14 protein-coding genes and 1 pseudogene are annotated in these 14,441 nt (G+C 74.5%); 10 read left to right on the plus strand and 5 right to left on the minus strand.

Annotated features, from left to right (window positions below):
• Window positions 1–232: 232 nt before the first annotated feature.
• Both EDJALFJO_RS36180 and EDJALFJO_RS32060 read left to right on the plus strand, forming a co-directional pair.
• Window positions 233–1,123, plus strand: a pseudogene (locus EDJALFJO_RS36180) (methyl-accepting chemotaxis protein); the annotation flags it as partial.
• A 111-nt stretch (window positions 1,124–1,234) separates the two neighbouring features.
• Complete coding sequence (locus EDJALFJO_RS32060; RefSeq protein ID WP_088290691.1) at window positions 1,235–1,777, plus strand: glutathione peroxidase; 543 nt, start codon at window positions 1,235–1,237, stop codon at window positions 1,775–1,777.
• On the opposite strand, the gene EDJALFJO_RS32065 is transcribed toward EDJALFJO_RS32060, so the two are convergent.
• A complete protein-coding gene (locus EDJALFJO_RS32065; protein ID WP_233150162.1) occupies window positions 1,738–2,223 on the minus strand; it encodes a MarR family winged helix-turn-helix transcriptional regulator in 486 nt (161 codons plus the stop codon). The two genes, EDJALFJO_RS32060 and EDJALFJO_RS32065, sit on opposite strands and share 40 nt — an antisense overlap.
• A gap of 101 nt (window positions 2,224–2,324) precedes the next feature.
• Between EDJALFJO_RS32065 and EDJALFJO_RS32070 the strand changes: the two genes are divergently transcribed.
• Both EDJALFJO_RS32070 and EDJALFJO_RS32075 read left to right on the plus strand, forming a co-directional pair.
• Window positions 2,325–2,741 (plus strand): organic hydroperoxide resistance protein, encoded by a 417-nt coding sequence (locus tag EDJALFJO_RS32070; protein WP_088290693.1) that lies wholly within the window; start codon window positions 2,325–2,327, stop codon window positions 2,739–2,741.
• Between the two features lie 117 nt (window positions 2,742–2,858).
• On the plus strand, window positions 2,859–3,371 hold the full coding sequence (locus tag EDJALFJO_RS32075) for a DUF6886 family protein (protein WP_088290694.1): 513 nt from the start codon (window positions 2,859–2,861) through the stop codon (window positions 3,369–3,371).
• A gap of 3 nt (window positions 3,372–3,374) precedes the next feature.
• Here EDJALFJO_RS32075 and EDJALFJO_RS32080 read toward each other — a convergent pair whose 3' ends face one another.
• Window positions 3,375–6,047 (minus strand): bifunctional GNAT family N-acetyltransferase/acetate--CoA ligase family protein, encoded by a 2,673-nt coding sequence (locus EDJALFJO_RS32080; RefSeq protein WP_233150163.1) that lies wholly within the window; start codon window positions 6,045–6,047, stop codon window positions 3,375–3,377.
• Between the two features lie 65 nt (window positions 6,048–6,112).
• Here EDJALFJO_RS32080 and EDJALFJO_RS32085 point away from each other — a divergent pair, with 65 nt between their 5' ends.
• The 3 genes from EDJALFJO_RS32085 (at window position 6,113) to EDJALFJO_RS32090 (ending at window position 9,295) form a co-directional block, all read left to right on the plus strand.
• A complete protein-coding gene (locus EDJALFJO_RS32085) occupies window positions 6,113–7,879 on the plus strand; it encodes an AMP-binding protein (RefSeq protein ID WP_088290695.1) in 1,767 nt (588 codons plus the stop codon).
• Between the two features lie 118 nt (window positions 7,880–7,997).
• Window positions 7,998–8,348, plus strand: a complete 351-nt coding sequence (locus tag EDJALFJO_RS34730; RefSeq protein ID WP_158220651.1) for a hypothetical protein — start codon at window positions 7,998–8,000, stop codon at window positions 8,346–8,348.
• The gene (locus tag EDJALFJO_RS32090; RefSeq protein WP_158220652.1) at window positions 8,345–9,295 is read left to right on the plus strand and encodes an RNA polymerase sigma factor; all 951 of its coding nucleotides are present in this window, start codon (window positions 8,345–8,347) and stop codon (window positions 9,293–9,295) included. Before EDJALFJO_RS34730 ends, EDJALFJO_RS32090 begins: the two co-directional genes overlap by 4 nt.
• On the opposite strand, the gene EDJALFJO_RS32095 is transcribed toward EDJALFJO_RS32090, so the two are convergent.
• The 3 genes from EDJALFJO_RS32095 to EDJALFJO_RS32105 are packed head-to-tail and all read right to left on the minus strand — an operon-like array spanning window position 9,255 to window position 11,360.
• Window positions 9,255–10,049 (minus strand): ABC transporter permease, encoded by a 795-nt coding sequence (locus tag EDJALFJO_RS32095; RefSeq protein ID WP_088290697.1) that lies wholly within the window; start codon window positions 10,047–10,049, stop codon window positions 9,255–9,257. The two genes, EDJALFJO_RS32090 and EDJALFJO_RS32095, sit on opposite strands and share 41 nt — an antisense overlap.
• A complete protein-coding gene (locus EDJALFJO_RS32100; protein ID WP_088290698.1) occupies window positions 10,046–10,774 on the minus strand; it encodes an ABC transporter ATP-binding protein in 729 nt (242 codons plus the stop codon). Before EDJALFJO_RS32100 ends, EDJALFJO_RS32095 begins: the two co-directional genes overlap by 4 nt.
• A gap of 4 nt (window positions 10,775–10,778) precedes the next feature.
• Window positions 10,779–11,360: a TetR/AcrR family transcriptional regulator gene (locus EDJALFJO_RS32105; RefSeq protein WP_198950846.1), complete on the minus strand. Its 582-nt coding sequence runs from the start codon at window positions 11,358–11,360 to the stop codon at window positions 10,779–10,781.
• A gap of 273 nt (window positions 11,361–11,633) precedes the next feature.
• Here EDJALFJO_RS32105 and EDJALFJO_RS32110 point away from each other — a divergent pair, with 273 nt between their 5' ends.
• The 3 genes from EDJALFJO_RS32110 (at window position 11,634) to EDJALFJO_RS32120 (ending at window position 14,410) form a co-directional block, all read left to right on the plus strand.
• Entirely contained in the window at window positions 11,634–12,443 is an 810-nt protein-coding gene (locus EDJALFJO_RS32110; RefSeq protein WP_088290700.1) for a mycofactocin-coupled SDR family oxidoreductase, read from the plus strand.
• Window positions 12,440–13,420 carry a MoxR family ATPase gene (locus tag EDJALFJO_RS32115; RefSeq protein ID WP_088290701.1) on the plus strand — a complete coding sequence of 327 codons (981 nt, stop codon included), beginning with the start codon at window positions 12,440–12,442 and terminating at the stop codon, window positions 13,418–13,420. Before EDJALFJO_RS32110 ends, EDJALFJO_RS32115 begins: the two co-directional genes overlap by 4 nt.
• Window positions 13,421–13,489: 69 nt before the next feature.
• Complete coding sequence (locus EDJALFJO_RS32120; protein ID WP_088290702.1) at window positions 13,490–14,410, plus strand: VWA domain-containing protein; 921 nt, start codon at window positions 13,490–13,492, stop codon at window positions 14,408–14,410.
• Window positions 14,411–14,441 lie beyond the last annotated feature (31 nt).

The following is a 14,441-nucleotide window of genomic DNA, read 5'->3' on the forward strand; positions in this document are numbered from 1 at the left end:
TCCTCGCGCGGGGGCGCCCGCTCCGGAAGGGGCCGCGGCGGCCGATGAAGGGCGGACGCACCCCGTCCTGCCCCGTTCCGGAGAGGCCCACATGTTCTTCCGCCGCGAGACGACCCCGACGACCGGCCTCGCCACCTGGGCCGACGCCCAGCCTGCGCTCGACGACCACCGCGTCGCCGCGCTCGAGGCGGAGGTGTCGGCGCTGCGCGAGGAGCTGACGTTCGTCAACGAGCGGTACGAGCTCATGATCGACGCGTCGAACATCGGTCTGTGGGACATGTCCGTGATCGCGGGCGACCCGGTCAACCCGAACAACGAGTTCTGGTGGTCCGACCACTTCCGCGCGATGCTCGGTTACCGCGACACGAGCGACTTCCCGAACGTCCTCGACAGCTGGGCGTCGCGGCTGCACCCGGAGGACTCGGGCTGGGTGCTCGACGCGTTCGGCGCGCACCTCAACGACCGCAGCGGCCGCACGCCGTACGACGTGAAGTACCGGCTGCAGCTGAAGAACGGCCAGTACCGGTGGTTCCGGGCGAGCGGCAGCACCCGCCGGGCGTCCGACGGCACCCCCGTGCGGGTCGCCGGTGCGCTGCTCGACATCGACGCCGAGAAGACGCTCACGACGTCGGCGCTGAGCTTCGTCGACCGGCTCAGCGCGAGCGCCGACGAGCTGGCCCATGTGAGCACCGAGATGTCGCAGACCGCGCGCAGCGCGGTGACCGCCGCCGAGTCGACCGCCTCGGCCATCGAGAAGCTCGGCGACAGCAGCTCCGAGATCGGCAAGGTCGTCCAGTTCATCACCTCGATCGCCGACCAGACGAACCTCCTGGCGCTCAACGCGACCATCGAGGCCGCCCGCGCGGGCGACACCGGGCGCGGCTTCGCCGTCGTCGCCAACGAGGTCAAGGAGCTGGCGAACGAGACGTCGCGCGCCACCGGCGACATCGCGCAGAAGGTCGAGGCGATCCTCCAGGACACCCGCCACGCGACCCGCGCCATCGGCGAGATCCAGGAGATCGTCGCCGCGGTCGACGCGTTCCAGCGCACCATCGGCGAGGTGGCCGCGCAGCAGCGGGACGCGGCGGCCGAGGGGCGCGCGCTGCGGACCTCCACAAGCTGAGCCGACCGGTCGGCGACCGTCCGGCCGGAGCACGACCGGGCACAGGGCACCGTCCACCGGGCGGTGCCCTGTGCGCTTGCCGACCCGAATTAGATCGTGCACAATCGAATCATGTCCGATCCGACGAGCCTGCAGGACCTCTCGTACACGTCGAACACCGGCGAGGAGGTCTCCTTCGCGCAGTTCGCGGGGCGGCCGGTCCTCGTCGTCAACACGGCACGGCACTGCGGGTTCGCTCCCCAGTACGCGACGCTGCAGAAGCTGCACGAGGAGTACGGCCCCCGCGGGCTCGCCGTCGTCGGGTTCCCGTGCGACCAGTTCGCGCACCAGGAGCCGGGCTCCGACGAGGTCATCGCGCAGGAGTGCCGGGTCAACTTCGGGGTGACCTTCCCGCTGTCGACGAAGGTCGACGTCAACGGCAGCGGCACGCACCCGGTGTTCCGCTTCCTCAAGGCCCGCTCGAAGGGCCTGCTCGGGTCGACGATCAAGTGGAACTTCACGAAGTTCCTCGTCGAGCCGGACGGCGTCACGGTGCGGCGGTTCGCCCCGGCGACCGACCCGGACGACCTGGCGCCGATCGTCGAGGAGCTGCTCGCGCAGTCGCGGCCGTCGGCTCAGCCGGGCGACGACGACTCGACGACCTCGACGAGCTGATCGAGCTGACGCTTGAGCGCCAGGATCGCGCCGGCGTCCCCGCCGAACGCCGCCGCGATCCGCGCCGGGACGTCGCAGGCGTCCTTGCGCAGCGCGGCACCGGCCGGGGTCACGGCGACGAGCACCCGGCGCTCGTCCGCGAGGTCCCGGGTGCGGGTGACGAGCCCGTCGGCCTCGAGGCGCTTGAGCAACGGGGTGAGCGTGCCACTGTCGAGGTGCAGCCGGCGGCCCAGCTCACCGACGGAGAGCGGCTCCGCGGACTCCCACAGGGCGACCATCGTCACCCACTGCGGGTAGGTCAGCCCAAGCTCCGCGAGGACCGGCCCGTAGGCCCGCGTCACGGCTCGGCTCGCGGTGTAGAGCGAGAAGCACAGGAGGTCGCCGAGCACCGGCCCCTGCTCACCGGCCACCGCCCGCGCACCGCGTCTCGCCGTCCTGCCCGCCACCGCGGCCTCCTCTCGTAGCGCCCGCCCCCACGAACGTCCTGACGGCACGTGCTCTACCGATTGTGCACGATCCTCTGAGAATCCAGCGAAAGGAACCTCCCATGGACGCCCTCTACACCGCCGTGGCCACCGCGACCGGCGACGGCCGCAACGGCCACGTCCGCTCCGACGACGGCCTCGTCGACGCCGACGTGAGGATGCCCGCGGGCCTCGGCGGCCCCGGCGGCGCGACGAACCCCGAGCAGCTCTTCGCCGCCGGCTACGCGGCCTGCTTCCACTCGGCCGTCAAGGTCGTCGCCCGCCGGGACAAGCTCGACGTCGACGGCACCGAGATCACGACCCGGGTCTCCATCGGCTCCAACGGCGCGGGCGGCTTCGGCCTCGCCGTCGAGCTCGACCTGCACGCCCCGAACCTCGACAGGGACGCCGCGCAGGCCCTGCTCGAGAAGGCCCACCAGGTCTGCCCGTACAGCAACGCGACCCGCGGCAACATCGAGGTCACGCTCGCCGTCGTCTGACGCGCCCCGCCCGCGGCGGCGGCCCTCTGAGGTACATCACCCTCGATATGCACGGCGATGTACCTCAGAGGGGCCGACCGGGGCGGGGGCGCCGCAGGTCCGGCTACCGTCGCAGGGATGCCGGGACTCCACCACGTGAGCGACGCGGGCCCGCTCGACGTCCTCGTCCCCCGCCCCTCCCCGCCGGGTACCCCGCACGAGGGACGCCGCTGGGTCTGGGCCGTCGACGCGGAGCGGCTCGCGAACTACCTGCTGCCGCGGGACTGCCCGCGGGTCTGCTGGGCCACCCCCGCCGACGGCACCCACCCGCTGCTCACGTCGCCCGCGGCGCGCGTCGTCGCCGTCGAGCACCGCTGGGTGCCGCGGCTCACCGATGCCGGCCTCTTCGTCCACGACCTCGAGCCGGCCGGCTTCACCCTGCTGGACCCTGTCGCCGGCTACTGGGTCAGCGAGGACGCCGCCGCCGTCCGCGCCGTCCGCCGGGTGGACGACTGCCTCGCGGCGCTCGCGGGCCTGGGCGTCGAGGTCCGGCTCACGACCGACCTGTGGCCCTACGTCGACGCCGTCGTCGCGGCCGGGGCCCGGTTCAGCGCGATCCGGATGCGGAACGCCGGACCCCGGACGACGTGACGCTCAGCCCGTGGTGAGCTCGCGCACCCCGGCGTCGGTGCGGCCCTCGTCGGGCGCGAGCCGGATGGTCGCGCCGAGCACGGCAGCGCCGCGGTCGGCGGCGACGACCGGGTTGAGGTCGAGCTCGGCGATCTCGGGGACGTCCAGGGCGAGGCAGGAGACCCGGGCGAGGACGTCGTGGAGCGCGTCGACGTCGGCCTCGCCGGCGCCGCGGTGGCCGAAGAGCTTCGGCGCCGCCTTCACGGTGCGGACCAGGTCGACGACGTCCTGCTCGCACAGCGGCGGGATCCGGTGCGCCCAGTCGCCGAGCAGGGCGGTCGCGTCGCCGGCCAGGCCGAACGAGACGACCGGACCGAAGAGCGGGTCCTCGGCGGAGCGGACGACGCACGCGACACCGGTCGGGGCCATCGCCTGGACGACGAGGTCCTCCCCGCCGAGCGGGCCGAGGGTGTCGCGCATGCGCACGAAGGTCTCGGAGAGCTCGCCGACCGAGGCGATGTCGAGGCGGACGCCGCCGAGGTCGACCCGGTGCCGCAGGTGCGGCGCCGTCGCCTTGAGCGCCACCGGGAACCCGACCTCGAGGGCGGCGGCGACCGCCTCCTCGGCCGTGGTCACCGGCACGCTCGGCCAGAGCCGGACGCCGTAGCACGCGAGCAGGGTGGCGGCCTGGGGCTGCGAGAGCTCGAGCCCCTCCGGGTTCAGGGCGAGGAGCGCGTCGACGAACGTGCGCGCCCCCTCGACGTCCAGGCCCGGCGGGTCGACCCGCGGACCGGCGTCGCGGCGGCGCCACTGGCCGTACTTCGTCGCGGCGGCGAGCGCCCGGACGGCCTCCTCGGGCGTCGGGTACGTCGGGACGACGCGGCCCGCGGAGAGCTGCTCGTGGATGCCGCTCATCCCGAGGAACGACGCGACGACAGGGATCGAGGCCGTCGCCGAGGTCTCGGCGAGCACCCGCGCGACCTCGGCCGCGTGCGTCGCGACCGGCGGCATGAAGGCGGTGACGACGGCGTCGACGTGCTCGTCGGCGAAGGCCGCCTCGAGCGCCGTCCGGAAGTCCTCCGGCCCGGCGAGCGTCGGCAGCGCGACCGGCCCGTGGACGACGTCCAGCTTGCGGGCGACGCAGGCGTCGGCGGTGAGCGCCGCGAGCGCCTCGCTGTTCGCGACGACCGCGACGCAGCTGCCCGACGGCAGCGGCTGGTGGAGCACGAGCTGGGCGACGTCGAAGAGCTGTCGGACGTTGTCGACCCGGATGCAGCCGCTCTGCCGCAGCAGCGCGTTGAACCCCGCCTTGGGCACCCGGCTGGGCCGGACGGCGTGCCCCGGGGTCGCGCTGAACCGGGACGCCCCCGACTTCACGACGATGACCGGCTTGGTGCGCGACAGCCGACGGGCGATGCGGGAGAACTTGCGGGGGTTGCCGACGCTCTCCAGGTAGAGGCCCACGACGTCGGTGCCAGGGTCCTCCTCCCAGTACTGCATGCAGTCGTTGCCGGACACATCCGCCCGGTTGCCCGCGGAGACGAACGTCGAGAGCCCCACGCCGCGCTGCTGGGCGACGTCGAGCACCGAGACGGAGATCGCACCGGACTGGCTGAAGAGCCCGAACCGCCCGCTCGTCGGCAGCACCGAGGCGAGCGAGACGTTGAGCCGCACCCCGGGGTCGGCGTTGATGACGCCCCACGAGTTCGGGCCGACGACCCGCATGCCGTGCTCGCGCGCGACCCGGACGAGCGCACGCTGCCGCTCCAGGCCCTCGGGGCCGGTCTCCGCGAAGCCGGCCGAGACGACGACGAGGCCCCGGACGCCGACGGCGGCGCACTCGTCGACGACCTCGAGGACGGCCGCGGCGGGGACGGCGATGATCGCGAGGTCCACCGGCGGCGGGACGTCGGCGAGGCGCCGGAACGCGGGGACGCCGAGGACGGCGTCCGCCTCCGGGTGGACGACGTGCAGCGCGCCGGTGAAGTCGGCGGCGAGCATGTCCATGAGGAGCTTGTGGCCGACGGTGCCCTCGTGCCGGCTGGCCCCCACGAGGACGACGGAGCGCGGGTTGAGGAGCGCGTGCACCGAGCGCGCCTCGGCGCGGTGCTCGCGGGACTCCATGACGGCCAGCGACCTCTCCGTCGGGTCGATGTCGAACTCGAGGGAGATGACGCCGTCGTCGAAGGCGTGCTTGACCTCGTACCCGGCGTCCCGGAAGACGCCCATCATCTTGCGGTTCTGCGGCAGCACCTCCGCGACGAAGCGGTGCACGCCGTTCTCCCGGGCGGCGGCCGCGAGGTGCTCGAGCAGCACCGACCCGAGGCCGCGGCCGTGGTGGTGGTCCGAGATGTTGAACGCGACCTCGGCCTCGGTGGGCTCGGTCCGGTCGTAGCGGCCGACGCCGAGGATCTCGCCGCCGACGGTGCAGACGAACGCCACCCGGTCGAGGTGGTCGACGTGGGTGAACCGGTGCAGGTCCTTGTCGGACAGCCGCGGCATGGGCGCGAAGAACCGCAGGTAGATCGACTCGGGCGACTGCGCGAGGTGGAAGCGCTGGAGCGCCTCGGCGTCGTCGGGGCGGATCGGGCGCATGTGCGCCGTCCCGCCGTCGCGCAGGACGACGTCCGCCTCCCAGTGCGCGGGGTACGCGACCGGTACGTCGTCCTCGGGGGGCGGGACCGGTCCGGTGGGCACGTCAAGGAGACTACCGACCGCCCATCCCTGGTCGCGCGGCCGAAGGCCCTGGCAGGGTGTCCGTTATGACGGAGACCACGTCGACGACGACGGGTGTTCACGCGGCGGACGAGTTCCGTGCCGCCCGGGACCTGCTGCTCGCCCTGCGGGAGGACCAGCCGCGGGCGGTCGCCGAGTTCCGCTGGCCGCGGCCGGAGCGCTTCAACTGGGCCCGGGACCACCTCGACCGGCTCGCGGCGGACCCGGTCGTGTCGCTGCGGACGGCACTGTGGGTCGTCGACGCGGACGGCTCGGAGACGAAGCTCACCTTCGCCGACGTCGCGCGCCGCTCCGGGCGGGTCGCCGCCTGGCTCGCCGACCACGGGGTCGGGGCCGGGGACCGGGTGCTCCTCATGCTCGGCAACCAGGTCGAGCTGTGGGAGGTCGTCGTCGCGTGCATCCGGCTCGGCGCCGTCATCATCCCGGCGACGACGCTGCTGGCCCCCGCCGACCTGCGGGACCGGATCGACCGCGGCCGGGTCCGGCACGTCGTCGCGCGCAGCGAGGACGCGCCGAAGTTCGAGGCGCTCCTCGGTGCCTGGACGCCGATCGCCGTGGGCGCGCCGGTCGAGGGCTGGCTCGACTACGGGCAGGCCGAGGTCTACGAGGGCCGGCCCGTGCCGCAGGCCGACACCGCGGCGTCCGACACGCTGCTGCTCTACTTCACGTCCGGGACGACGGCCTCCCCCAAGCTCGTCGAGCACACCCACGTGTCGTACCCGGTCGGGCACCTCGCGACGATGTTCTGGGTGGGCCTGCAGCCCGGCGACGTTCACCTCAACATCTCCTCGCCCGGCTGGGCGAAGCACGCCTGGAGCAACCTCTTCGCACCCTGGAACGCCGAGGCCACGGTCCTCGTCGTCAACCAGCCCCGGTTCGCCGCGGGCCCGCTGCTCGACACGATGGCCCGCTGCGGGGTCACGACGTTCTGCGCGCCGCCGACGGTGTGGCGGATGCTCGTGCAGGCCGACCTCGGCGCGTGGAAGGGCAGGATCCCGCTGCGCGAGGTCGTCGGCGCCGGCGAGCCGCTCAACCCCGAGGTCATCGAGCAGGTCCGTGCCGCGTGGGGGCTGACGGTCCGCGACGGGTTCGGCCAGACCGAGACGACGGCACAGGTCGGCAACGCGCCGGGGCAGCCCGTCGTCCTCGGGTCGATGGGCCGGCCGCTGCCCGGCTACGACGTCGTCCTCGTCGACCCGCTGAGCGGCGAGGTCCGCACGGAGCCGGGCCAGGAGGGCGAGCTGTGCCTGCGCCTGGACTCACCGGTCCTCGGCCGCCCGCTCGGGCTCATGGTCGGCTACCGGGACGACGACGCCCGGACCGCCGAGGCGATGCGCGACGGCGTCTACCACACCGGTGACGTCGCGGTCGCGGACGCCGACGGCTACATCACCTACGTCGGGCGGGCCGACGACGTCTTCAAGGCCTCGGACTACCGGATCAGCCCGTTCGAGCTCGAGAGCGTCCTCATCGAGCACCCTGCGGTCGCCGAGGCGGCCGTCGTCCCCTCGCCCGACCCGCTGCGCCTGGCCGTCCCGAAGGCCTACGTCGTCCTCGCCGCCGGCTGGGAGCCGACCGCGCAGACGGCCGCCGACATCCTCGGCTACGCCCGCGAGCACCTCGCACCGTACAAGCGGATCCGCCGCCTGGAGTTCGCGGACCTGCCCAAGACGATCTCCGGCAAGATCCGCCGGGTCGAGCTGCGCGGCACCGAGGACTCCCGGCACCCGTACGGCGACAACCTCGCGGCCCGGGGCGAGCGGGAGTTCTGGGAGGAGGACCTGCCGGGCTGAGCGGCCCGCGGACCTCGTGGACCGCACCGGTGTCGGACCGGGCTGTCACAGTCGGGGTCGTCGCGGTCTCCAACTCCACGGACGGCGGTGACGGCACCGCCGCGAGCGAGGAGGCCCCATGACGACGACACCCGACCACCCGGCGGCGCACGTGCTTGTGTTCCGCGCCGAGGTCGATCCCGCGGACGCCGGCGCGCTGCTCGCGGTCCGGGCCGAGGCGATCGAGCAGGCGCGCTCCGTGCACCCCGGGCTGCTGCGCGCCGAGCTCGTCCGGCTCGACGAACGGACCTGGCTCGACGTCCTCGTCTTCGACTCCGCGGACGGCGACGAGCGGCTCATGGCGGCGGCCGGCGGGCTGCCGGCGCTCGGCCGGATGCACGCGCTCGTCGCGGGCGTGCAGTCGCTCGACCGCGGCGTCCTCGAGCACTCGACGGGCCCGCAGGCGCTCGCCCGGGAGACCGCGCAGTGAGCGCCGTCCCCGCGGGCGCGGTGCACGCGCACGACGTCGACGGCCCCGCAGGGCCGTCGCTCGACGACCTCGCAGCCGCCGCGACCCGCGGGGACGACGCCGCGCTCGCCGAGCTGGTCCGGCAGGTCCAGCACCCGCTCTACCGGCTGGCGCTGCGCTTCCTCGGCGACCCGCACGACGCCCAGGACGCCACCCAGGAGATCCTCGCCCGGGTCGTCACCCGGCTGTCGACGTTCGAGGGCCGGTCGGCCTTCATGACGTGGGCGTACGCCGTGGCGACCCGGCACCTGCTCCGGGCCCGCAGACGGGCCGTCGAGGCGTCGGTCCGCGGGCCGGTGCCGTTCGGCACGCTGCTCGACGCCGGGCTCGACGACCGCGACTTCACCGCCGAGGAGGCCGAGTACCGGCAGCTCTGCGAGGAGGTCCGGATCTCCTGCACCTACGGGATGCTGCTGTGCCTGGGGCGCGACCAGCGTGCGGCGTACCTGCTCGGCGACGTGATCGGGCTGACGGACGCCGAGGCCGCCCCGATCCTCGACGTCACGCCGGCCGCGTTCCGGCAGCGGCTCGCCCGGGCCCGGCGCACCCTGCGCGCGGTCATCGACAACCGCTGCGGCCTCGTCGACCCGGCGAACCCCTGCCGCTGCGGGCGACAGATCCGCAGCGGCATCGAGGTCGGGTACCTCGACCGGGCCCGGCTCCCGCTGTCGACGCACGCGAGGACGTCCGGCGACGGCCCGGCCCGGGCCCGCCTCGACGCCGTCCTCGCCGCGCGCGCGGCCGACCAGATCGACACGGCCGTCGCGATCGGCGAGCTCTACCGGGCCGACCGGTTCGCCGCACCGCCGCAGCTCTGGGAGCACCTGCGCACCCGGCTGCCGGACCTGCTGCCGGGGCCCGGCGACGTCAGCGGTCGAGCTGGAGCCGGCGCCACGCGAGCACCGTGAGCGCGGCGACGGCGAGCGCGAGCAGCGGCGCCGTCGCGAGCGCCCCCGGCGGCACCGTGCCCGGCGCGATCGCCCACAGCGCCGGCGCGGTGAGCGGGAACCACGTCCCGGCCCCGAGGGTCGCGCCGACCTGGGCGACGACGACGACCCCCACCGTCGTCGCCACCCCCGGCAGCAGGCCTCGACCGAGGGTCGCGGCGAGGGCCGCGGGCACGGCGACGCAGGCCGACAGGACGACGAGGAGCCCGACGCGGGCCAGACCGGCGAAGACCGCGGCGCCGGGGGCGCCGAGGCCGCAGGCGAGCCCGGCGGCGAGCAGGGCGCAGGGCAGGACGACGCCCAGCCCGGCAGCCCACCCGAGGTAGACGAGCACCTTCGCCGCGGCGATCGTGCTCCGGGTCACCGGCAGCCCGAAGAGCCCGCCGACCGTGCCGTCGGAGAACTCGCGCCCGACGAGCCAGGCCAGGGCGACGCCCGTCGCGAGGACAGCGGCCGCACCGGTCACCTGGGTCGCGACGGCGAGGAACGCGTCCCAGTCCCCCGTCGCGACGGCCGGCCCGAGCTTGCGCGTCACGTCCGTGCGCCCGGCGCGGACCGCGGCCACCATCGCCGCGGACAGCAGGCAGACCCCGGCGACGAGCAGCACGGACGTCGAGCGCAGCACGAGCGAGGCCCGGACCTTCGCCGACTCGACGGCGAGGGCGGTGCGCAGGCCGGTCAGGGTGCCCGGACCCGCGACCGTGGGCGCGGTCACGACGCCCTCGAGAGCGCGTCGTCGTGGACGAGCGCGAAGAACGCGCGCTCGAGCTCGGCACCGTGCGGGTCGAGCGTGCCGATCATCCGGCCGTCGCCGATGACGAGGATCCTGTCCGCGACCCGGGCCACCTCGTCGAGGTGGTGGCTCGACACGAGGACGGCGGCCCCGGCGTCCGCCCGGCGGCGGACCGCGGCCCGGACGAGCAGGATGCCCCGCGGGTCGAGCGCGTTCGTCGGCTCGTCGAGGACGACGAGCCGTGGGTGGTGCTGCAGCGCCACGGCGAGCCCGAGGCGCTGCCGGTTGCCCAGCGACATCCGCCGGGCCAGGACCCGCGCGTAGCGCCCGAGGTCGAGCTCGTCGAGGACGGCGGCGACGGTCGCCCCGACGTCCGCCCGGGGAACGCCGTGGAGCCGCGCCGCGAGCGCGAGGTTCGTCGCGCCGTCCAGCTCGGGGTAGGCCAGCGGGTACTCGATCTGGGCGCCCACGCCGGCCCACGCGACCGCCGGCAGCCGGTCGAGCGGGACGCCGTCGAGCTCGACGGACCCGGTGTGCGGCCGCAGCATCCCGAGCACCAGCCGCAGGAGCGTCGTCTTGCCCGCACCGTTGAGACCGACGAGCGCGACCACCTCCCCCGGACGCACCTCGAGGTCGACCGCGTGGACCCCGGCCCCACCGTCGAACACGCGGGTCACGCCGCGCAGAGCCAGTACAGGAACCGCCATGTCCTCACCCCTTCGGTCCGGCGCCGACGTCGAGCACGTCGAGCGCTCCGGTGATCGCCGCGCCGAGGTCGGCGTCCTCGCCCTGGGCCCACAGCAGCAGTGCGGTCATGAGCGCCGCCATGACGGCGGACGACGCGACGGCGGCCGCGACCGCGTCGGCGCCGTCGTCCACCAGCTGCCGGGCGATCGCCTCCTGCGAGCGGCGGGTGTTCGCGTGCATCGAGGCCCGCAGCGCAGGCGAGCCCCCCGCGATCCGGACCCGTTCCCGGACGGGCGCCGCGTCCTCGATCGGAACCTGCTCCCACGCCGTCCGGACGCCGCGGACGACCCGGACGATCGGGGGCAGCGCGACGGGCTGCCTGCCGACCGCCGCGACCATGAGCGGGTCGTACGGGTCCTCGAGGAGGAGCGCCTCCTTGGACCCGAAGTGCCGGTAGAAGGTCATCTCCGTCACCCCCGCGGCGGCCGCCACCTGCGCCACCGTGGTCCCGTCGTACCCGTTGCGGGAGAACAGGTCCAGCGCGGCGGCGAGCAGCCGCTCGCGGGTCCGGGCCGTCCTGGCGGACGGCTGCGCAGATGCGGTCACGCGACAAATGTTAGTTCCTAACATTCAGGATGTCACGCGCCGGACGACACCCCTTTGAGAGAGTTGGCGATCCGGGCGATCTGTCCCACCTCTTCCGTTTCGTCACCCGGTGCAGTTACTCTTCGGGCACCTTCCTCCGTGGCGTACCTCACACCCGCCGAGCGATCGTGGGTCCCGGTGCGGCGCGGCCAGGGCCGGGCACCGGACGGTGCCCGACGTCGACACCGCCTCCATCACCCCGTAGAAGCCCCGAAACGTGCAAAGGAGCATGTCATGGGAGTACTCGACGGCAAGGTCGCGTTCGTCACCGGCGCCGCCCGAGGGCAGGGCCGCAGCCACGCGCTGCGGCTGGCCCAGGAGGGCGCCGACATCATCGCCGTGGACCTGTGCGAGCAGATCGCGAGCGTCGCCTACGAGATGGCCTCGCCCTCCGACCTCGACGAGACCGTCAAGCAGGTCGAGGCCCTCGACCGGCGGATCGTCGCGACCCGGGCCGACGTCCGCGACAAGGCCGCCCTCAAGGGCGCCTTCGACGCCGGGGTCGCCGAGCTGGGCGGCTGCGACATCGTCCTGGCCAACGCGGGCATCGCGCCGATCTCGGTGAACGGCTACGACGAGCAGGAGTGGTTCGACGTCATCGACGTCAACCTCACCGGGGTCTGGCACACGGTGGAGGTGAGCAAGCAGGCGCTCATCGACCGCGGGGGCGGCGCGATCGTCCTCACGAGCTCGACGGCCGGCCTCAAGGGCATCACCGGCGACCTGCCCGGCGGGATCGGCTACACGGCGGCCAAGCACGGCGTCGTCGGGCTCATGCGGGCCTACGCGAACGCGCTGGCGCCGCACATGATCCGGGTCAACTCGGTGCACCCGACCGGGGTCAGCACCCCGATGGTCGTCAACCCGGTCATGGAGCAGGTCATCGAGTCGATGGGGATCGACTTCTCGCTGCAGAACGCCCTCCCGGTCCCCATGGTCGAGGCGGTCGACATCAGCAACGCGATCCTCTTCCTCGTGAGCGACGCCGGCCGGTACGTCACCGGCGTGACGCTGCCCGTCGACGCGGGCTTCGTCGTCAAGTGAGCGCGAACGGCCGCCACGGCAGCCCCGTCGTCGACGTCGTCGCGACGCGGGCGCGCGTCGCGGCACGTCTCGTCGGGAGGCAGCGCGAGCTCGAGCTCGTCCTGTCCGCCGTGGCGGCCGGGCGCGACATCGTCCTCGAGGGCCCGCCCGGCACGAGCAAGACGACGATGCTCAAGGCGATCACCGCCGAGTGGGGCATCCCGCTGCTCTTCGTCGAGGGCAACGCCGACCTCACGCCGGCGAAGATCGTCGGCCACCACAACCCGGCCCGGGTGCTGCGCGAGGACTACAGCGCCGACACGTTCGTCGACGGCCCGCTCGTCTCCGCGATGCGGGCCGGCGGGTTCCTCTACATCGAGGAGTTCAACCGGGCCCCCGAGGACACCCTGAACACCCTGCTCACCGCGATGGCCGACCGGCAGATCGCCGTCCCCCGGGTCGGGGTCGTCACCGCGGCGCCGACCTTCCGCGTCGTCGCGTCGATGAACCCGGTCGACGACGTCGGGACGACGCGGCTGTCGACGAGCGTCCACGACCGGTTGTGCCGGTTGACGATCGACTACCAGGACGGGCCCGCGGAGCACGCCATCGTCCGGCTGCGGGCCGGGCTCGCGGACGGCGTCCCCGCGCCCGGTGCGACCGGCGCCGGGCTGCACGCGGGCCCGCTCGCGGACCGGCTCGTCACCGACGCGGTGGCCCTGACCCGGGCGACCCGCACCCACGAGGACGTCCGGCAGGGGTCGAGCGTGCGCGGCGCCATCGACCTCGTGCTCGTGGCGGCGCCGCTCGCGGCGCTGCGCGAGGTCGGGGGTCCGGACGACCCCCGCTACCCCGAGGTGGTCCACGACGCGCTCGTCGTGGCCCTCTCCGGCCGGATCCACCTCGACGAGGCGGCGCAGACGACCCCGGAGCGGGTGCTCCGCGAGATCTGGGAGGACCACTTCGTCCTCCGTCCGGCGGCGGCCGCGCCCGGTTGAAGGGCTGCGGACGTCGCGTCCGCGGTCCGGCGGCGCAGCGGGCAGCGGGCGCCGGAGAACGCCAAGCCGTTGCGGCGCAAGCCGAAGCAGCTCACCGCGGAGCCGACCCTGTTCACCCCGGGCGCGTCGGGCAACGGTCTGGTCCTGCAGCCGTCCGGCGGACGGCGCGGTCAGGCACCGGGCGGCACCCGGGCCGGCGGCGCCCCGGCTGCGTTCACCGACGAGACGGCGACGATCGCCCCCGCACCCCCGGAGCCGGTGGACGTGGACCCGGAGGTGCTCGCCCGGGCGGCGGCGATCGCCACCCGGCTGGCGCTGCGGCGTCCGCGCTCCGACGCGACGATGCGCCGCGGTGCCGGGACGCTGACGAGCGTGCCCTACGCGGGCGGCTCGGACGACGTCGACCTCGACCGCACCCTCGAGGTGCTCGCCGAGCGGCCGGTACCCGAGCCCGAGGACATCGTCGTCCGGGAGCGGATGCGGACCCGGCGCAGCGTCCTGCTGCTCGTGGACCTGTCGGGCTCGATGCGCGGCGAACGGGTCCGGACGGCGGCCGCGACCGTCGGGGCGCTCGCCGGCGAGCTCGCGCACGACGCGCTGGGCGTCGTCGCGTTCTGGTCGGACGCCGCGGTCGTCCTGCCGCTCGGGCGGCCGGTGCGGCCCCGCCGGCTCCTCGAGGACCTGCTGCGGATCCCCGCGCAAGGGCTGACCAACGTGGCGTTCCCGCTCCAGGTGGCCCGCCGCGAGCTCGCCGCCGTGCCGGCCCGGGACGCCCGGGTGCTCCTGCTGTCGGACTGCGTCCACAACGCCGGCCCCGACCCCCGCCCGTCGGCCGGGGCCCTGCCCCGGCTCGACGTCCTCCTCGACACCACGGGCGAGCACGACCTCGACCTCGGCCGGGACCTCGCCCGCCTCGGGCACGGCCGGCTGCGGACCGTCCGGCACCACCGGGACGTCGCCCCGGCGCTCACCGCGATCTTCCGTCGCTGAAGTCCCCTGTCGCGGACCGGGCCGCCCGCTC

This window comes from Kineosporia sp. A_224 (assembly GCF_002198655.1).
Lineage (GTDB): Bacteria > Actinomycetota > Actinomycetes > Actinomycetales > Kineosporiaceae > R-H-3.